At 43.8% G+C, this 18,512-nt stretch carries 18 protein-coding genes, 6 tRNA genes and 2 pseudogenes; 21 read left to right on the plus strand and 5 right to left on the minus strand.

Annotated features, from left to right (window positions below; genetic code table 11):
* Positions 1 to 242: 242 nt before the first annotated feature.
* The 12 genes and pseudogenes from AC04Q6_RS13975 to AC04Q6_RS14030 all read left to right on the plus strand — a co-directional run bounded on the left by AC04Q6_RS13975 (position 243) and on the right by AC04Q6_RS14030 (position 9,702).
* Complete coding sequence (locus tag AC04Q6_RS13975) at positions 243 to 1,424, plus strand: BMP family lipoprotein (RefSeq protein ID WP_118071672.1); 1,182 nt, start codon at positions 243 to 245, stop codon at positions 1,422 to 1,424.
* Positions 1,425 to 1,458: 34 nt separating this feature from the next.
* Positions 1,459 to 3,004, plus strand: a pseudogene (locus AC04Q6_RS13980) (ABC transporter ATP-binding protein).
* A gap of 223 nt (positions 3,005 to 3,227) precedes the next feature.
* Positions 3,228 to 3,314: pseudogene (locus tag AC04Q6_RS13985) on the plus strand (hypothetical protein); the annotation flags it as partial.
* Between the two features lie 73 nt (positions 3,315 to 3,387).
* Complete coding sequence (locus AC04Q6_RS13990) at positions 3,388 to 4,116, plus strand: ABC transporter permease (RefSeq protein ID WP_242997004.1); 729 nt, start codon at positions 3,388 to 3,390, stop codon at positions 4,114 to 4,116.
* 147 nt (positions 4,117 to 4,263) lie between these two features.
* The gene (locus AC04Q6_RS13995; protein WP_330636883.1) at positions 4,264 to 4,533 is read left to right on the plus strand and encodes a hypothetical protein; all 270 of its coding nucleotides are present in this window, start codon (positions 4,264 to 4,266) and stop codon (positions 4,531 to 4,533) included.
* A 62-nt stretch (positions 4,534 to 4,595) separates the two neighbouring features.
* Complete coding sequence (udp, locus tag AC04Q6_RS14000; protein ID WP_119248002.1) at positions 4,596 to 5,387, plus strand: uridine phosphorylase; 792 nt, start codon at positions 4,596 to 4,598, stop codon at positions 5,385 to 5,387.
* A 2-nt stretch (positions 5,388 to 5,389) separates the two neighbouring features.
* Complete coding sequence (gene deoC / locus AC04Q6_RS14005; RefSeq protein WP_119247996.1) at positions 5,390 to 6,055, plus strand: deoxyribose-phosphate aldolase; 666 nt, start codon at positions 5,390 to 5,392, stop codon at positions 6,053 to 6,055.
* Positions 6,056 to 6,151: 96 nt separating this feature from the next.
* The gene (locus AC04Q6_RS14010; RefSeq protein WP_118063178.1) at positions 6,152 to 6,571 is read left to right on the plus strand and encodes a cytidine deaminase; all 420 of its coding nucleotides are present in this window, start codon (positions 6,152 to 6,154) and stop codon (positions 6,569 to 6,571) included.
* Between the two features lie 17 nt (positions 6,572 to 6,588).
* On the plus strand, positions 6,589 to 7,779 hold the full coding sequence (locus AC04Q6_RS14015) for a phosphopentomutase (protein WP_021976101.1): 1,191 nt from the start codon (positions 6,589 to 6,591) through the stop codon (positions 7,777 to 7,779).
* A gap of 180 nt (positions 7,780 to 7,959) precedes the next feature.
* Positions 7,960 to 8,217 carry a helix-turn-helix domain-containing protein gene (locus tag AC04Q6_RS14020; protein WP_242997003.1) on the plus strand — a complete coding sequence of 86 codons (258 nt, stop codon included), beginning with the start codon at positions 7,960 to 7,962 and terminating at the stop codon, positions 8,215 to 8,217.
* Between the two features lie 187 nt (positions 8,218 to 8,404).
* Positions 8,405 to 9,142 carry a flavodoxin gene (locus tag AC04Q6_RS14025; RefSeq protein ID WP_119247995.1) on the plus strand — a complete coding sequence of 246 codons (738 nt, stop codon included), beginning with the start codon at positions 8,405 to 8,407 and terminating at the stop codon, positions 9,140 to 9,142.
* A 26-nt stretch (positions 9,143 to 9,168) separates the two neighbouring features.
* Positions 9,169 to 9,702, plus strand: coding sequence for a flavodoxin family protein (locus tag AC04Q6_RS14030; protein ID WP_118071675.1), 534 nt, complete (start codon positions 9,169 to 9,171; stop codon positions 9,700 to 9,702).
* A 177-nt stretch (positions 9,703 to 9,879) separates the two neighbouring features.
* Here the strand turns inward: AC04Q6_RS14030 and AC04Q6_RS14035 are convergent.
* Both AC04Q6_RS14035 and AC04Q6_RS14040 read right to left on the minus strand, forming a co-directional pair.
* Positions 9,880 to 9,950: transfer RNA gene (locus AC04Q6_RS14035), tRNA-Trp, on the minus strand.
* A 127-nt stretch (positions 9,951 to 10,077) separates the two neighbouring features.
* Positions 10,078 to 10,165 (minus strand) — tRNA-Ser (locus AC04Q6_RS14040).
* A gap of 154 nt (positions 10,166 to 10,319) precedes the next feature.
* Here AC04Q6_RS14040 and epsC point away from each other — a divergent pair.
* From epsC to AC04Q6_RS14065, 5 genes are all read left to right on the plus strand, one after another.
* Entirely contained in the window at positions 10,320 to 11,240 is a 921-nt protein-coding gene (gene epsC / locus AC04Q6_RS14045; RefSeq protein WP_021976096.1) for a serine O-acetyltransferase EpsC, read from the plus strand.
* A gap of 125 nt (positions 11,241 to 11,365) precedes the next feature.
* Positions 11,366 to 11,436 (plus strand) — tRNA-Gly (locus AC04Q6_RS14050).
* A 3-nt stretch (positions 11,437 to 11,439) separates the two neighbouring features.
* Positions 11,440 to 11,512 (plus strand) — tRNA-Gly (locus tag AC04Q6_RS14055).
* A gap of 35 nt (positions 11,513 to 11,547) precedes the next feature.
* A tRNA-Gly gene (locus AC04Q6_RS14060) sits at positions 11,548 to 11,618 on the plus strand.
* Between the two features lie 3 nt (positions 11,619 to 11,621).
* Positions 11,622 to 11,694, plus strand: a tRNA-Gly gene (locus AC04Q6_RS14065).
* A gap of 214 nt (positions 11,695 to 11,908) precedes the next feature.
* On the opposite strand, the gene AC04Q6_RS14070 is transcribed toward AC04Q6_RS14065, so the two are convergent.
* Both AC04Q6_RS14070 and AC04Q6_RS14075 read right to left on the minus strand, forming a co-directional pair.
* Complete coding sequence (locus AC04Q6_RS14070) at positions 11,909 to 12,124, minus strand: DUF378 domain-containing protein (RefSeq protein WP_021975879.1); 216 nt, start codon at positions 12,122 to 12,124, stop codon at positions 11,909 to 11,911.
* A gap of 174 nt (positions 12,125 to 12,298) precedes the next feature.
* Positions 12,299 to 13,459: a DUF5067 domain-containing protein gene (locus AC04Q6_RS14075; RefSeq protein ID WP_242997002.1), complete on the minus strand. Its 1,161-nt coding sequence runs from the start codon at positions 13,457 to 13,459 to the stop codon at positions 12,299 to 12,301.
* 213 nt (positions 13,460 to 13,672) lie between these two features.
* Here AC04Q6_RS14075 and AC04Q6_RS14080 point away from each other — a divergent pair, with 213 nt between their 5' ends.
* The 3 genes from AC04Q6_RS14080 to AC04Q6_RS14090 all read left to right on the plus strand — a co-directional run bounded on the left by AC04Q6_RS14080 (position 13,673) and on the right by AC04Q6_RS14090 (position 16,722).
* The gene (locus AC04Q6_RS14080) at positions 13,673 to 14,611 is read left to right on the plus strand and encodes an alpha/beta fold hydrolase (RefSeq protein ID WP_021975881.1); all 939 of its coding nucleotides are present in this window, start codon (positions 13,673 to 13,675) and stop codon (positions 14,609 to 14,611) included.
* A 97-nt stretch (positions 14,612 to 14,708) separates the two neighbouring features.
* Positions 14,709 to 16,253, plus strand: a complete 1,545-nt coding sequence (gene malQ / locus AC04Q6_RS14085) for a 4-alpha-glucanotransferase (protein WP_118071677.1) — start codon at positions 14,709 to 14,711, stop codon at positions 16,251 to 16,253.
* A 37-nt stretch (positions 16,254 to 16,290) separates the two neighbouring features.
* Positions 16,291 to 16,722 (plus strand): hypothetical protein, encoded by a 432-nt coding sequence (locus AC04Q6_RS14090; RefSeq protein ID WP_118063191.1) that lies wholly within the window; start codon positions 16,291 to 16,293, stop codon positions 16,720 to 16,722.
* A 176-nt stretch (positions 16,723 to 16,898) separates the two neighbouring features.
* Here the strand turns inward: AC04Q6_RS14090 and AC04Q6_RS14095 are convergent, their stop codons facing one another.
* Positions 16,899 to 17,429 (minus strand): VanZ family protein, encoded by a 531-nt coding sequence (locus AC04Q6_RS14095; protein WP_021975884.1) that lies wholly within the window; start codon positions 17,427 to 17,429, stop codon positions 16,899 to 16,901.
* Positions 17,430 to 17,640: 211 nt separating this feature from the next.
* Between AC04Q6_RS14095 and thyA the strand changes: the two genes are divergently transcribed.
* Positions 17,641 to 18,489, plus strand: a complete 849-nt coding sequence (thyA, locus tag AC04Q6_RS14100) for a thymidylate synthase (RefSeq protein WP_021975885.1) — start codon at positions 17,641 to 17,643, stop codon at positions 18,487 to 18,489.
* The last annotated feature ends 23 nt before the right edge of the window (positions 18,490 to 18,512 follow it).

Raw genomic sequence — 18,512 nt, forward strand, 5'->3', positions numbered from 1 at the left:
ATGGACTGTATTGAGGTGCAGTCCTTTTTTTGTGCCCGAAAACATAATGCAGCAGGAAAATAGATGCAGAGAAATTGTATAAAATAACCAAAAAGAAAGATAACAAATTATAAATAACCAACGAAATATAGAAAGGACCATTAAAAAAAGACATGTGTCCTATGAAAAAGGACCAATGTCACTTATACTTTGGCCTAACAAATGCGGAAGACAGAACAAAAATCATGAAAGGAGATGCCATAATGAAACGGAAAATAATGGCAGTATTATTAGCGGCGGCGATGACTGGATCGCTTGTAGGATGTGGAAGCACACAGAACAAAAATGCGGCGGATGCTTCAGAAGAGAAAATGAAAGTAGCAATGGTAACAGACTCCGGTGATATCACAGACCAGAGCTTCAATCAGATGACTTACGAAGCATGTAAGGCATGGGGAAAGGAAAATGACATTGAGTTCAACTATTACAAACCCCAGAGCGATTCGGATGAAGCCAGAACAGCAAGTGTGGATCAGGCAGTGGCAGATGGCGCGAATGTAATTGTGCTTTCCGGCTATGTGTTTGCACCGACTGTGATCGATGAATCGGATCTGTACCCGGAGGTGAAATTCCTGGCACTGGATGTAAGTGCCGGTGATATCTGCGAAAAGGGTATCGGAGAAGGATATGACTACAATCCGGATCACTATAATGTGACGGATTATTACAATGAGGATAACGTATACTGCTGTACCTATCAGGAAGAGCTTTCCGGATTCATGGCCGGTTATGCGGCAGTCATGCTTGGATACCGCCATCTGGGATTTCTGGGCGGAATGTCTGTTCCGGCAGTTAACCGCTATGGCTACGGATATGTTCAGGGAGCAGATGCAGCTGCAAAAGAGCTTGGGATCACAGATGAAGTACAGGTTGAGTATGTATGTGGCGGACAGTTCTATGGAGATGCAGATATCACGGCTTACATGGATACTTGGTATGGATCAAAAGGCGTGGAGGTTGTATTTGCCTGTGGTGGAGGAATTTATACTTCTGCGGCAGAGGCGGCAGTTAAAACCGGCGGAAAAGTTATCGGTGTTGACTCCGACCAGTCTGCAACCATTGACGATTACAAAGAAGACCTGACTGTGACTTCTGCAATGAAAGGTTTGCAGGTTACCATTGATAATGTACTGGATGCGATCTTGGATAATGAATGGGATAAATATGTAGGAAAGATTGAAAACCTTGGAATGGAATCTCCGGATCCGGCTGAAAATTATGTACAGCTTCCGGAAGAGACCACGCAGTGGGATGGTACTTTTACGAAAGAAGATTATCAGAAGCTGGTACAGCGAATGTATAACGGAGAATATGAAGTGTCCAGCGACAGTACAACATTTCCGGAAACAGAGATCACAGCAACCGATTACGGCAGCATTAAATAATAAAACATGAATGATGAAATAAAGGAGGAAAATAATGAGCGAGTATGTGATTGAAATGTTAAATATAACAAAACGTTTTCCGGGGATTGTAGCCAATGACAATATCACACTTCAGTTGAAAAAAGGTGAGATCCATGCACTGCTTGGAGAAAACGGTGCCGGAAAATCCACGCTGATGAGTGTTCTGTTTGGATTATATCAGCCAGAGGAAGGCGAGATCAGAAAAGATGGTAAGAAAGTAGATATCCAGGACCCCAATGATGCCAATGAACTTGGAATTGGTATGGTTCACCAGCATTTTAAGCTGGTAGAATGTTTTTCTGTTCTGGATAATATCATGCTGGGTGTGGAAACCACAACAAAAGGCGGCTTTCTGAAAAAGGATGAAGTAAGAAAAAAGGTTGTGGAGCTGTCTGAAAAATATGGTCTTTCTGTTGACCCGGATGCGAAGATCGAAAATATCACAGTTGGTATGCAGCAGAGAACGGAAATCCTGAAAATGCTGTATCGTGATAATGAGGTCCTGATCTTTGATGAGCCTACAGCGGTACTTACTCCCCAGGAGATCAATGAGCTTATGGTGATCATGAAGAACCTTGCAGCAGAAGGTAAAAGTATTTTGTTTATTACCCATAAACTTGCGGAGATCATGGCAGTGGCAGACCGCTGCAGCGTGCTTCGAAAAGGAAAATATATCGGAACTGTAGATATCAAAGATACAACACCGGAAAAGCTTTCTGCAATGATGGTTGGAAGAGATGTAAATTTTGTTGTAGATAAAAAACCGGCGAAAACAGGAGATGTTGTATTAAGTGTAAGGAATATGACCGTTGCATCAAAACAACACAAGAACAATGCGGTGAATCATGTATCCTTTGATGTCAGAAGAGGTGAGATCGTCTGTATCGCGGGAATTGACGGAAATGGCCAGTCGGAGCTGGTATATGGCCTTTCCGGGCTGGAACCGGTAAAGGAAGGAACGATCACAATGAATGGACAGGATATTACAAACATTGCCCATCCGAAGAAGAATCACTTCCGGCATGAGCCATATCCCGGAAGACAGACATAAGCATGGCCTGGTCCTGGATTATTCTCTGGAAGATAACATTGTTCTGGAACGTTATTTTGAACCACAGTTTACAAACCGTTTTGGTTTCTTAAAGAGAAAAGAGATCAGAAAATATGCAAACCGTCTGATCAAACAGTATGATATCCGCTCCGGCCAGGGAACGGTCACAAAGGTGCGCTCCATGTCCGGAGGTAACCAGCAGAAAGCGATCATTGCAAGGGAAATTGATAACGATCCGAAATTCCTCATCGCCGTACAGCCCACCAGAGGCCTGGATGTGGGAGCCATCGAGTATATCCATAAGCAGATCGTTGCTGAGAGAGATGCGGGAAAGGGTGTATTGCTGGTAAGCCTTGAACTGGATGAAGTTATGAATGTTTCAGACCGTATTCTGGTCATGTATGAGGGTGAGATCGTAGGAGAATTTGACCCAAAAAAAGTATCTGTAGAAGAGCTGGGGTTATATATGGCAGGCTCAAAGAGAAAGGGGATAAAAGAGAATGGATAAAAAACAGAAACTTCTGAGAAATAATGCATTTCAGACAGTACTGGCATCGCTGATCTGCATTGTCATAGGTCTTATTGTTGGATTTGTCGTGCTTCTGATCATTTCGCCTTCCGGTGCCGGAAAAGCGATCATAGCAATTATGAAAAACTTTTTCTATTATCCGAATGCGGCAGCAACGACGAAATATTTTGGAACAACTTTAATAAAAGCGTCAGCACTTCTGATGTGTGCGTTATCAGTAATATTTGCCTACAAAGTAGGTTTGTTCAACATTGGTGCAGCAGGTCAGTATGTGATCGGCGCAGGTGGATGCCTGTATATGGCCTTAAGATTTAACCTGCCGTGGTATATTTGCCTGATCGCAGGAGTACTTAGCTGCTGCGGTGGGAGGAATTTCCGGTGCATTAAAAGCATATTTGAATGTAAACGAAGTAATTTCCTGTATTATGCTAAACTGGATTTCTCTTTACAGCGTAAATATGTTATTATCACAGGTAAAGGATGGTTCCACACCATATACAAAACTGTTATTCAGCTACAACAAAAGTGCAATGCTTCCAACAGCTGGATTAAATGAACTGTTTCATAACAAATACATGACCATTGGGGTGCCGATGGCAGTGATCGCAGCGATTATTGTATGGGTTGTGCTGCAGAAAACAAAATTTGGCTTTGAACTGAAAGCAACAGGAATCAACAAACTGGCCGTAAAATACTGTGGCATGCATGAAAAAAGAAATATTATCGTTACCATGATGATTTCCGGAGGTCTTGCCGGTTTCGGTGCGGGAATTTTCTACTTAAGCGGAATTGAACAGTGGATTGTACAGCAGACAAGTGTGCCGGGCATGGGATTTAATGGAATCGCAGCGGCATTTCTCGGTGGATTGGATCCTATCGGAACAATTTTCGCCTCCTACTTTATCCAGCATATTACCAGTGGTGGTACTTATGTGGATACAACAACATACTGTACACAGATTTCTGATCTGATCTCAGCATTTATTATTTATCTGTGTGCGTTTGTATTTTTCTTCAAGATCTGGTTTAACCGTTACCTGGATAAAAAAGAAGAAAAAAGTGTAAAGGTAAAGAAAGGAGGCCGGAAATAATATGGTATTATTAGTTCAGTATACATTAATCTTTGCATCGGTTCTGGCACTGGTTGCTCTTGGGGGCTGATCTCCGGAGCACTTGGGGGCCTTGGGGGTCTGGTCTACATCACGGCGGGTGTAAGTGAGTGGAAATTTGAGAATGGGATGGCAGGTTTTGGATTCCTGGCACTGGCGGTTATGATTTTTGGACAGTGGAGACCGGTGAATATCGGACTGGCAGCATTGTTATTTGGATTTTTCCGTGCGCTGTCAAACGTGTATACCGGATTTGCGCCGCTTGTGGCATTAAAACTTCCAAGCAGTTTGTATAATATGCTGCCATACATTATTTCTCTCGTTATTCTTGCCTTTATTTCCCAGAAATCAAGGGCACCGAAAGCGGAAGGAATTCCTTATGATAAAGGACAAAGATAAAATGAGACCAGGTAAAAAATTAAAAGAGGATATATAAAACAAAAAAAGAGAGGATGACAGATATGAAAAATTATTCAGAAGACGCAAGCAGACAGTATCATATTCAGGTAGCAAAAGGAGAAGTGGGACGTTACGTTATTTTACCGGGAGACCCGAAACGCTGCAAAAAGATCGCACAGTATTTTGATGATCCGGTTTTTGTGGCAGATAACCGGGAATATGTAACCTATACCGGAACACTGGATGGAGTGAAGGTAAGTGTAACATCCACCGGAATCGGAGGACCGTCTGCTTCCATTGCAATGGAAGAACTTTATCGATGCGGAGCAGATACTTTTGTCCGGATCGGAACCAGTGGTGGAATGCAGCCGGAGGTAAAGAGCGGAGACATTGTTGTTGCAACCGGTGCGATCCGTATGGAAGGTACCAGTAAAGAGTATGCACCTATCGAATTCCCGGCTGTGGCAAATCTGGAAGTGATCAATGCACTTGTGGAAGGTGCGAAAAAAGAAGGCTGTGAATTTCATACAGGTGTGGTACAGTGTAAAGATGCATTCTACGGTCAGCATGAGCCGGAGACCAAGCCGGTCAGCTATGAACTGATGAATAAATGGGAGGCATGGAAGCGCCTCGGATGCCTTGCTTCTGAGATGGAATCTGCTGCTCTTTTTGTAGTAGCAAGCCATTTAAGAGTACGTGCAGGTTCCTGCTTCCTGGTGCTTGCAAACCAGGAAAGAGAAAAACTGGGACTGGATAATCCTGTTGTGCATGATACTGATAAGGCGATCCAGGTTGCAGTACAGGCGATCCGGGAACTGATCCGTGCGGACCAGTCACAGAAAAAAGGAGAATAAAGATGAATGTAAATGAAATTTTAAAACATGTAGATCACACCCTGCTTCTGCAGGGTGCAACCTGGGAAGAGATCCAACAGATCTGCGATGACGGGATCAAATACCAGACTGCTTCTGTATGCATTCCGCCGTGCTATGTAAAACAGGCCAGCGAATATGTGCAGGGTAAGGTGGCAATCTGTACAGTGATCGGTTTCCCAAATGGAAATATGACCACAAAAACGAAGGAATTTGAAACAAAAGACGCTATCGAAAACGGGGCGGATGAAATTGATATGGTGATCAATATCGGATGGCTCAAGGACAGAAAATATCAGGATGTTGAGCAGGAGATCCGTACTCTGAAAGAGGCATGTGGGGATAGAATCCTGAAAGTGATCATCGAAACCTGCCTGCTGACAGAAGAAGAAAAGATTAAAATGTGTGAGCTTGTGACAAATGCAGGGGCAGATTATATCAAAACTTCTACCGGATTTTCTACAGGAGGTGCAACCTTTGATGATATCCGGCTGTTTGCAAAACACGTAGGAGAAGGTGTGAAGATCAAAGCTGCAGGTGGTATTTCAAGCATGGACGATGCAGAGAAATTCCTTGCTCTTGGAGCAGATCGTCTCGGAACCAGCAGAATTGTGAAGATCGTGAAGAAAGAAGAAGGGGCAGGATATTAAAGAGGATAAATATTATCTGATTTTGGACTGCAGAGTATGAAGCCATAACACAGTGAAATGGAAACATTCACTTTATTCAGGAAAGGTGGGAAAATCATGGAAAAGAAACAGATTGAAGAAATGATCGATCTGGCGATCAGACAGCTGGATCATTCGTATGTGCCATATTCGCATTTTCATGTAGGCGCGGCACTTCTTGCAAAAAATGGTACCTATTATACCGGGTGTAATATAGAAAATGCTGCCTATACCCCAACGAACTGTGCAGAGAGAACTGCTTTTTTCAAAGCGGTCAGTGAGGGCGTGAGGGAATTTCAGGCAATCTGCATTGTGGGTGGCAAGGATGGCGTTCTTACAGAATATGCGGCACCGTGTGGGGTGTGCAGACAGGTTATGATGGAATTCTGTGATCCGGAAACCTTTCAGATCATACTGGCAGTCAGCAAAGATAAATATGATATTTTTGCTTTAAAGGAACTTTTACCACTTGGATTTGGACCGGCTAATCTGGCCTGACAGAAAGGAATGTGCTTATGGAAACTTATAAGAGAGTATTTGTGATCGTTCTGGATTCACTTGGAATCGGGGCAATGCCGGATTCTGAGAAATTTGGTGACAAAGGTGTGGATACATTTGGACATATCCTGGATAAGATGGGAACTCTGGATATTCCCAATCTTCAGAAGCTGGGAATGCTGAACCTGCATAAAGGCGGCAGGATGGAAGGCGTGGAGAAACCGATGGGGCGTTATATGCGGATCGCGGAAACCAGCAATGGCAAGGATACCATGACCGGACACTGGGAAATGATGGGGATCAATACAAAAAAGCCGTTTATTACTTTTACGGAGACAGGATTTCCAAAGGAACTGATCCAGGAGCTGGAGAAAAGATGCGGTAAGCGTGTGATCGGAAACAAGAGTGCCAGCGGTACGGAAATCATTGAAGAGCTTGGTGAGGAAGAGATCAATACAGGAGCCATGATCGTTTACACGTCTGCGGATTCCGTAATGCAGATCTGCGGAAATGAGGAGACGTTTGATCTTGCAAATCTGTATCGCTGCTGTGAGATTGCCAGAGAACTGACCATGAAAGACGAGTGGAGAGTTGGCAGAGTTATTGCAAGGCCTTATGTGGGAAAGAAAAAGGGTGAGTTTAAAAGAACCAGCAACCGCCATGATTATGCACTGAAGCCCACAGGAAGAACAGCGCTTAATGCATTGAAGGATGCAGGTTTTGATGTGATCGGTGTTGGAAAGATCAACGATATTTTCTGTGGCGAGGGAATCACAAAGACTTATCACTCGGACAGCTCTGTACACGGCATGCAGCAGACCGTGGAGATCTGCAAAGAAGATTTTCATGGACTTTGTTTTGTAAACCTGGTGGATTTCGATGCTCTGTGGGGACACAGAAGAAATCCGGAGGGATATGGACATGAGATCGAGAAGTTTGATAAAGGACTTGGTAATCTTATGAATGAAATGCGGGAGGATGATCTTTTGATCCTGACTGCAGATCACGGAAATGATCCCACCTATACAGGAACGGATCACACCAGAGAATATGTACCGTTTCTTGCATATTCAAAGAAAATGAAAGAGACGGGAGCTATTGAGGACCAGGATACATTTGCTGTGATCGGCGCCTCTGTTGCAGAGAACTTCGGGGTAAAAATGCCGGAGGGCACCATCGGGAAATCAATCCTGGAGAAGCTGAAATAAAAAATAATATACTGGCAGAGAAATGAATATGGGAGAACGGTATTTATATCAGAAATGTCCCTTTTTAAAAGAAGTAAGCCAGGAAAGAAGGGAGCAGTTTGAAACATATTTTCGAACTGCTCCTGACTGGCTTATTGATGCATTTGTTGTGGAAAAAATGAAGAGCGTATCTTTCTTTTGATGAACGGGACGGATCGCTTGTGCCTGCTGCTTGTCAATCACTATGAGCAATATCAGAAAAAAGGAGTGCTCTGTGTAAAAGAAGGACAGAAAAGTCTGGCAGATAAAACAGGAATGTGTCTGAAAAGCATAAGCCGCGCAGTAAAGAGGCTTTCTGAACAGGGACTGATCGAAAAACAGGGGAAAAAGCTCCTGGTGGGAAAACAGCAGTATGAAGAAATGAAGGCGCTGATTTCGGAAAAGACGGATATGGAATAAAGAACAGGCATTGATAAAAATAAACTATGCTTTGCAGGCATGATTTACAAGCGAAAATAGGTATTAGACAGAATCCTGTGTGAAAGCTAAAATAAATGTGTAAAAAGATTTTCCGGGAAATAAGAAGAACTGAATTGGGAAGAGCAGAATGGGAATGTCTGCTTTGCAAAACAGGAGGGCATTGTTTATGAAAAAAGCAATTGTAATGGCTGGAGTCTTGTTTGCACTGACAATGACCGCCGGGTGCGGAAGCCAGAACCAGGATCATGCAGCAACTGCGGAATCACAGACTCAGGACACAGCTAGTGGATCGGGTACAGCTGCACAAAGTGAGAATACAGATCAGAAACAGACAGATGGAGATCGTACAGATACAGCAGAAGCAGATGTAACAGAAGAGGCTTTGCAGGATAACGAAAACACAGAAAAATCATCGAAAGTTCTGGTTGCATACTACTCAGCAACCGGAAATACGAAAGCAGCAGCTGAAACAATTGCAGATGCAGCCGGCGGAGAACTGTTTGAGCTGCAGCCGGCAGAGGCATACACTACAGAAGACCTGGATTATAATGATCCGGAAAGCCGTGTCTGCAAAGAACATGAGGATCCGGATCTTCAGGATGTGAAGCTTGAGGAAGTTACACCGGAATCTTTCTCGAATGCAGATGTTGTCTTCCTTGGGTACCCGATCTGGTGGGGCGAAGCGGCCTGGCCGGTAAATGAATTTGTAAAAGAAAATGATTTCACAGGAAAAACAGTGATCCCATTCTGTACTTCTGCATCTTCCAGCCTTGGTGACAGCGGAGAAAATCTTGCAGAAATGGCAGGGACCGGAGAATGGCAGGAAGGTAAAAGATTTTCTTCCGGTGCAGCGGAAGAAGAAATCCGGAACTGGATAGGAAGTCTTGATCTGTCAGCAAAATAAACAAGAGTCAAAGGAACGTGGAATTTATGAAGATTATAATTTTACAGGGAAGTCCCAATAAAAAAGGTTCTACCAGTATCCTTGCAGAGAGTTTTACCAAGGGAGCCTTGGAGGCTGGACATAAAGTGGAACGGTTTGACCTTGCGAAGATGAATATTCATCCATGTATCGGATGTGTTGCATGTGGTTATGAAGGTCCATGTGTTCAGAAGGATGATAATCAGCAGATCCGGGAGGCAATCCTGGGAGCGGATATGGTGGTGTTTGCGACACCGCTGTACTATTATGGAATGTCCGCACAGCTTAAGATCGTTGTGGACAGATTTTGTGCATACAACAGCAGTCTCCATGGAAAACATATGAAATCCGCACTTCTCACTGTGGCATGGAATGCGGATGACTGGACGTTTGAGGCATTGGAAGCTCATTATAAGACGTTGGTACGTTATTGTGGATTTAAAGATCAGGGAATGGTGCTGGGATACGGTTGCGGAAGCCCGGATATGACGAAAAGAAGTCCGTATGTAGAAGAGGCGTATCAGATGGGAAAAAATCTCTGATGCTATAATGCAGAGAGAGGCAAAGCATTAAAGGATTGAAAAGTAATCACCTGGATGATGATATTACAGTTCGGGTGATTACTTTTTTGGTTACCTGTTTGGTTACCTGCAATGAATGACAAAAATAAAAAATGCCGAAAACCCTTGAAATACAAGAACTTTCAACACTTATAATAGCAGGGGATGAGAGAATCGAACTCCCACCAAAGGTTTTGGAGACCCCTATCATACCATTTGACCAATCCCCTATATTCGGTTGTGTTTTCATCACTGTTGAAATTATACATATAAAACATACAATTGTCAAGAGATGAAAGTGTTTTTTATACATAAAATATAAATAAAACTTTCTTCTGTCACAGCCGGACAGAAAAGCGGAGATGGAGGGATTTGAACCCTCGCACCGGTTGCCCGGCCTACCGCATTTCGAGTGCGGACCCTTCAGCCACTTGGGTACATCTCCGTGTGCAAACCTTTATTATTATATAAGGTATCCGGGGAAAGGTCAATCTTTTTTGAAACTTTTCTTTCTGCATTATTGACGAATCTTCCATACTATAATAAGATAATGGGTAAAGTGTACAGACAGAAGTGGATGTGCAGAAATGGAGGGAATTATGAGCGACAAGAAATCAGCGATTCTTAAGGTTGCGAAGGGACTTACTGAGAATTACGCTTCAGAAGAACTTTTTATGCCGAAGAGCGGCAGACGTCTGCCGAACCGTTCGGTGATCATTGATATAGTAAGAGATCTGAAATCCATTATATTTCCGGGATATTTCAGTACGGATACCAGTGCCACTGTATTTCCGGAGTATTATGCGGGACACAGACTGAACGATATTTATGACAGACTGAAAAACCAGATTGAGATCGCACTTCTTTATCACGGTGAGGAACCGGAAGAGGCAGCAACTCATGCAGACAGAACCACATGTGGATTTTTTGAGCAGCTTCCGGAGATCCAGAGACTGCTTCTGACAGATGTGCAGGCCGGCTTTGACGGTGACCCTGCAGCCAAGAGCAAGGAAGAGATTATTTTTTCCTATCCGGGACTGTTTGCAATCTATGTATACCGTCTGGCACATGTTCTCTATAAAGAAGAAATTCCGTTTATCCCACGTGTGATGTCAGAATATGCACACGGCCGTACAGGAATTGATATCAACCCAGGTGCGACTATCGGGGAGTATTTCTTTATTGACCATGGAACCGGAGTGGTTGTAGGTGAGACAACAGAAATCGGAAATAATGTGAAGCTGTATCAGGGTGTAACCCTTGGAGCACTTTCCACAAGAATGGGACAGCAGCTTGCCAATGTGAAGCGTCATCCAACGATCCGCGACAATGTAACTATTTATTCCAATTCTACAGTCCTTGGCGGAGAGACCGTTGTGGGAGAGAATACGATTATTGGTGGTAATACTTTTATTACAGAGTCGATCCCTGCAAATACCAAGGTCAGTGCCAAAAGTCCGGAGCTTGTGATCAAGAAACCGAAGAGTCAGGTTTCCGCCACAAATGTATGGGATTATTGATAATAAAGGGAAAAAATAAAAAACTTAAAAAATTTCAAAAAACCTGTTGACAAATAAAACGGTTTACTATATACTAATCATCGTTGCAGCGGTCAAGCGATCGGTAATCACCGAAGCGACGATGCGCGGGTGTAGTTCAATGGTAGAACACCAGCCTTCCAAGCTGGATACGTGGGTTCGATTCCCATCACCCGCTTATGCGATAGTGGCGTAGTTGGTAACGCGCGACCTTGCCAAGGTCGAGACCGCGGGTTCGAGCCCCGTCTATCGCTCTCATCGGAAGATGAACTTTTATAATTTCATAACTGCGGGTGTAGTTCAATGGTAGAACACCAGCCTTCCAAGCTGGATACGTGGGTTCGATTCCCATCACCCGCTTATGCGATAGTGGCGTAGTTGGTAACGCGCGACCTTGCCAAGGTCGAGACCGCGGGTTCGAGCCCCGTCTATCGCTCTTTGAAGCTCTGAGTAATCTCAGAGCTTTTTTTGTATAAACAAAGAATGCAGTGGTTAAACATAAAAAATCCTCCGCTTTATTTTACAGCATTTTCATAAATTACTGCAGCAGGTTCAGAAATTCATACTCTGAACAACTTCCTTTTGATGCATTCATTTCCGGAACTGCTATAGGTGGCAGAGGATTTTTACGTTATGTGTAGCGTAGTATCTTATTCGGTTGCTTTTTCCTGATCGATCAGTGTGTAGAAAGTCAGAAGATAAAGCCCACATAAGCCAACAAGCCCGTAGATGATCCGGGAAAGCCAGCTCATGCTTCCGAACAGAAACGCTACCAGATTAAAATTAAAGAAGCCGATCAGACCCCAGTTTATGGCGCCGACCACGGCAATGGTCAGAGCGAAATACTGCAGACATTTATTTGCCATAAGTCACCATCCTTTCGTTATACAGGAGATAGTTTTTCACGGAATCGAAAAAAATATACACGGGAATGAGAAAAAGAAAAAACGGAAATTTCTGACAGTCATGAAAAATCATGAAAGAGAAATTTCCGTTTTATTGAATTCAGATCAAAATATCTGCCTGACAATGCGGGTGCTTTACTTCAGTTTCAGAACCTGGGAAGTTGTCTGTCCGCCGCTTACGTTGAGAGTTTCTTTTCCCTGAAGGGTCACATCACTGGTGGTATCTTTCAGAAGAAATACCTGGCATACAGTGACAGTCTTTCCGGGATCAATGGTGTTCATGTAATTGTCTACAGCGTCATCGGTGGCTTCCGGATAAGTTCCTTCCAGAGATTCTCCGTTCTGGGAAGCCTGGAGAGTGAAGTCCACAAATGCGCTGGACTGGGAATCGCCAGAGTTTGTGTAATCGTAGTAGATCATCAGACATGGATTTCCGCCGTAATCATTGGAGATTGCAAACTGCTTGAACCGGACGGAGAATTTGTCTGTTGTAATATCAATGGATGCGCCTGTAGCCTGTGTGGAATCAGAAGCGGCACCTGTGGATTCGGCGTCCGTACCGGAACTGTCTGCTGTGCTGTCATCTGTAAGTTGAGATGAAATTTCGTCTTTTACGCTTTTGAAGTTTGCACACATAACTTTGACAGTAGTATCATCCAGAGAAACGATCTTCCAGTCATTTCCAATCTTGATCAGCGGGTAAGTGATATCGATTTCGCTGTATTTCTCGTCAGCGGTGGAGGCATTTTCTGCAAGAAGAGAGGCAAGCATCTCCTGAATATCATCCTGTGTCATTTCTTTCCCGGCATAGGCGGCAACTGCGACTTTGCGGGTATACTCCTGAATGGTAGCTGCGTAGATGTTGGTTCCATCGATATATTTCATATGGACGGTTACTTTTGCGGTGCCATTCTGGATGTCAAATTTGTTTTTGGTGATCTTGTAAGTCATTTTTTTGTTGACGGTAGTGAAGAAATCTGTGTAGGCGGAATCACGGATATCCGCATCATCCAGAGCACTGAGATCGTGACTCTGGAGAAGGTTCTCCATGGTGGTAAAATCCATGTTCTGCATACCTGTGAGAAATTCTTCTGTGGCTGTTACCGGTTTATGGCGCTGAACCATATACCAGGCAGTTCCGCCGGCCACTGCAGCGATCAGAAGAATGATCAGGCATATCATAAGTGGTTTTTTGCTTTTTTTCTTTCTGCGTGGTGTATCCTCTTCGAAATCATTGGAGATCAATGATCTGGAGAGCTCATCATCATAAAAATCATTATTGTCTTCTGTATTCATTATTCCTCCTTATAATAAGTCATTCTGGTTTTCGGGTAAGATAAACCAGATACAGAGTTGCCGGATATGGAGTGAACCGTAACACATCTGGTTTACCGTAACGATTATAACATAGGTTTACTGTTTGAGAAACCCCCTGTGTTATGATATACTCTAAGATACAAAAAATGGTTGTGGCTGCGGAAAAAGCAGCAGAAAAAGATGAGGTGAAATATGATGCGAACAATTCAGTACTCATTCCCTTCAAAAGCAGACGGACTGGAAATTTCCTGTCTGGCGGTGGTGCCGGAACTGGGACGTGATGAGAAATACAAAGGCATTATTCAGATTGTTCATGGGATGAGTGAATATAAGGAACGTTATCTTCCTTTTATGGAATATATGGCAGAACGGAAATATGTAAGTGTGATTCACGATCACCGCGGCCACGGAAAAAGTGTGCGGAGTAAAGAAGATCTTGGATATATGTATGGCGGCGGGGCAGATGCCATGCTGCAGGATATTCATACAGTAAATTGTCTGATCAGGGATCATTTCCCGGAGCTTCCGCTGATTCTTTTTGGCCATAGCATGGGCTCTCTGGCTGTTCGTGCTTATGCGGCTCACCATGATGGCTGTATGGATATGCTGATCGTCTGCGGCTCGCCCAGTTATAATGTGCTTCGACCGGTTGGAGTGGCTCTGGCAAAAGCGGAAAAAACTGTTTTCGGACCCAAACACAGTGCCGGCCTGATCGAGATGATGTCTTTTGGAAGCTATGCGATGCGGTTTAAAAAAGAGAAAAACCGTTTTTCATGGATCTGTTCTGATCCACAGGTTGTTAAGGATTATTCCGATTCCGAGTACTGCGGATTTACTTTTACAGATGATGCATATCTGGCACTTTTTGACCTGATGAAAAGAGCGTACGATGTGAAACACTGGAAGTGTACGAAACCGGAGATGCCGGTATTGTTTATCAGCGGAGCGGAGGACCCCTGTATGGGAAATGTACGGCAGTTTGCGAAGGCTGTTCGTGCCATGCGTCGAGCGGGATACCGGGATGTCCGGGGGAAATTATATCCGGGAATGCGCCACGAGATTCTCAATGAGAAAGAACGGGAGAAGGTTTATCATGATATATTTATATATATCCACAAAAAAGGACTTTGAACGCTCTGTGGCGGAGTGATATAATAAAGACCAGAGTGCTCCTGCAGACATCTGTGAGAGAGCGCAACTACTGAGAAAACAGGGGGATTCATAAATTATGAGAGCAAGTGGAATTTTGCTTCCGGTATCCAGCCTTCCATCGAAATATGGAATAGGATGTTTTTCCGCAGAGGCGTATGAGTTTGTAGACCAGCTGGCAAGGGCAGGGCAGAAATACTGGCAGATCCTTCCTCTTGGACCTACCGGATATGGAGACTCACCGTACCAGTCTTTTTCCACCTTTGCGGGAAATCCGTATTTTATTGATCTGGAAGCTTTTGTGAAAGCAGGTTGCCTGGATGAAAGTGACTGTGAGAACTGCGACTGGGGTGGAAGTGAGAGTTATGTGGATTATGAGAAGATTTATAATTCCAGATTCCGTCTCTTAAGAAAAGCATTTGAAAATTATGACTGTGAAGGAGATTTGTCCTATCAGAAGTTTATAAATGAAAATGCTGCCTGGCTGGAAGATTACAGCCTGTATATGGCCATCAAGGACAGCCTGAACGGGATCAGCTGGATCGAATGGCCAAAAGAACTTAAAAACAGAGAAAAAGATGCGCTGGCTGAGGCAAGAGAAAAACTTACGAAAGAAGTGGGCTTTTACTGTTTCCAGCAGTACTGGTTTTTTAAACAGTGGACAGAGCTGAAAACTTATGCAAATGAGAAAGGCGTGGAGATCATTGGAGATGTACCGATCTACGTTGCGTTTGACAGTGCGGATGCATGGGCACAGCCGGAACTGTTCCAGTTTGACGAGAATAATATTCCGGTTGGGGTTGCCGGATGCCCGCCGGATGCTTTTTCCGCTACCGGGCAGCTCTGGGGAAATCCGCTTTATGACTGGGAGTACCATAAGAAGACCGGTTATGCATGGTGGACACGCCGGATGGCCAACTGTATGAAACTCTATGATGTGGTGAGAATTGATCATTTCAGAGGATTTGACGAATATTATTCTATTCCATACGGGGATAAGACTGCGGAGTTCGGCCACTGGGAAAAGGGACCGGGAATAGATCTGTTCCGTACTCTCGAAAAAAATCTGGGAAAACTGGACGTGATCGCGGAGGACCTTGGTCTTCTTACAGACAGTGTCATTGAGATGGTGGAAGAATCCGGCTTTCCGGGAATGAAGGTTCTTCAGTTTGCGTTTGATGAGAATGAAGACAGTCCATATCTGACACACAGATATGAAAGGAACTGTATTGTATACACAGGAACTCATGATAATGAGACCACAAGGGGCTGGTTCCGTAATTTAAGTCAGCATGACCGGAACTTTGCCAAAGCTTATATCGGCTGTGAGGGCAAACATGAGACCGCGGCAGTATGGAGCCTGATCCGCGCAGCCATGTCCAGCGTAGCAGACCGCTGTGTGATCCCGGTACAGGATTATCTTTGCCTTGGAAATGAGGCAAGGATCAATGAGCCGTCAACTCTTGGTGATAACTGGAAGTGGCGTATGAAAAAAGGTCAGCTCAATGAAAAAATCATTGAGAAGATTTATAAAATGACAAAACTTTACGGAAGACTTGTAAAAGAAGAGCCAGAAGAGAAAGAAAAAACAGAGTCTGACGTAGAAATGATATCTGACAAATAAAAAATGCCAGAATATCAGAAAGGATAAAAGATACATCATGGAAGAACAGAAAACAGAAAATAAGGAAGAGCTGCAGCAGGAGACTACGGAAGAAAAGAATTCCGATCAGGGAAATTCTTCCACAAGAAGCAGCCTTCTGTGGATCTTCGCAGGGGGTTATCTTGTGTATACGGGATATCGTCTCTGCGCCAATGTTATAAGCGGGGCAGAAGACTCCAGTACGGGATTTCTGGTAGCAGGTGGTATTTTTGTTGTGATCGGGGCAGTGCTTCTGATCATGGCAGTCCGTAACCTTGCAAAAGCAGGTGCACAGAAACACGAGATGGAAGAAGCGGCAACGAAAAAAGCAGCAGAGGAAACCGCCAAAGATCCGGAGATTGCGGCAGCTGGAAAAAAACGCATGTCTATTGCACAGCGGGCACATCTGGCAGAGAATCTTGATGATGCACCGGAGGAAGAAGCAAAATAAAATACGGATGCGGGATAGCTCCTGCCAGGATATGACACATATAAGCATAAAAAACGGAACATCAGGAGGGGGAAAATGATTTCTTCCAGGGATGTTCCGTTTTTAATTGAGTAAGTTGTGTGTCATATATTCGGTGCAGAGTTGTCAAAGGGAATGGATGATTTGTCTCGCCTGACTTATCTGCGTTTTGGGGTTTTTCGACGTTTTTTTCGTGATTTTTTGTTGCCGGGAGTGTGTAAGGTAGACCAGCAGAACGCCTGTACCAGTAAAATTCCGATCAGCGCTCCACAGCTGTCAATTCCCACATCCCTTACAGAAGGCCCGCGGGCGTCCACAAAAGACTGATGATATTCGTCCAGGCCGGCAAAACCCACACATACAAATCCTGCAAGAAGCATCAGCCAGATTCCCCGGACTCCGTAAACATAAAGCGGGAAGGAAATGGAGATGGACAACAGACAGTATTCGGTCATATGGGCAGCCTTCCGTACATAAAACTCGATATGGGATGCCTCCTGGGAAAGCTGATCCGGGCTTTTTCCTGTGGCAAGTATTTCATTTTTTGTTTCTACGATCTGATAGCTGACTTTATAACTCAGGGCACCGGAAACTTCTCCGGTCTGTGCGGAAAAAGAGTAGATCACGCACATCATCAGGATCGCAGGTGCAAAAGAAAATGGTTTTAATAATGTAATCAGTATTTTCATGGCTTCAATATAGCACTGTTGTCTGGAAAAGTCCAGAAAAATATAGAAAAAGAACAGAGGGAGAAGAAAAAGGGACGGAGGAGATGAAAGGGGGAAGTGGACAGTAAAGACTAAAATGTGTTAGAATATAAAATAAATTTCAGGGGTATTTTTAAGAAAAAAGAATATTTCCGGGAGCGAACAGAAGAAAATCACAGGGAGGAATCAGATAATGAGTCTTGCAGACAATATATTCATTGACATGTGCAAAGATGTCATAGAAAACGGAACCAGCACAGAGGGAGAGAAGGTACGTCCGGTGTGGGAGGATGGAACTCCGGCTTATACCATCAAGAGATTTGGTGTTGTGAACCGTTATGATCTCCGCAGGGAATTTCCGGCGCTGACTTTGAGAAGAACTGCATTAAAGAGTGCCATGGATGAGATTTTGTGGATCTGGCAGCAGAAATCCAACAATATCCATGATCTTCACAGCCATATCTGGGACAGCTGGGCAGATGAGAACGGCTCCATCGGAAAAGCCTACGGCTATCAGCTGGGTGTGAAACATCAGTATAAAGAAGGAATGATGGATCAGGTGGACCGGGTACTTTTTGATCTTAAGAACAATCCTTACAGCAGAAGGATCATGACCAATATTTATGTACATCAGGATCTTCATGAAATGAATCTTTACCCATGTGCCTATTCCATGACATTTAATGTGACCAAAGAACCGGGAAAAGACAAACTGGTCCTGAATGCTGTTCTGAATCAGAGATCTCAGGATATTCTGGCGGCAAATAACTGGAATGTGTGCCAGTATTCTCTTCTTCTGATGATGATTGCGCAAGCCTGTGATATGGAAGCAGGGGAGCTTGTTCATGTAATTGCAGACTGTCATATTTATGATCGTCATATTCCGGTGATCAAGGAACTGATCTCCAGAAAACCGTATCCTGCACCAACGGTAAAACTGAATCCGGAGATCAAAGATTTTTATAAATTTACAACCGATGATCTGATCGTGGAGAATTATGAGACATGGCCGCAGATCAAAAATATTCCGATTGCGGTATAATTGTATATAAAGAAAGGAAATCA

The sequence above is a fragment of the Blautia sp. HA9023 genome (assembly GCF_056504095.1).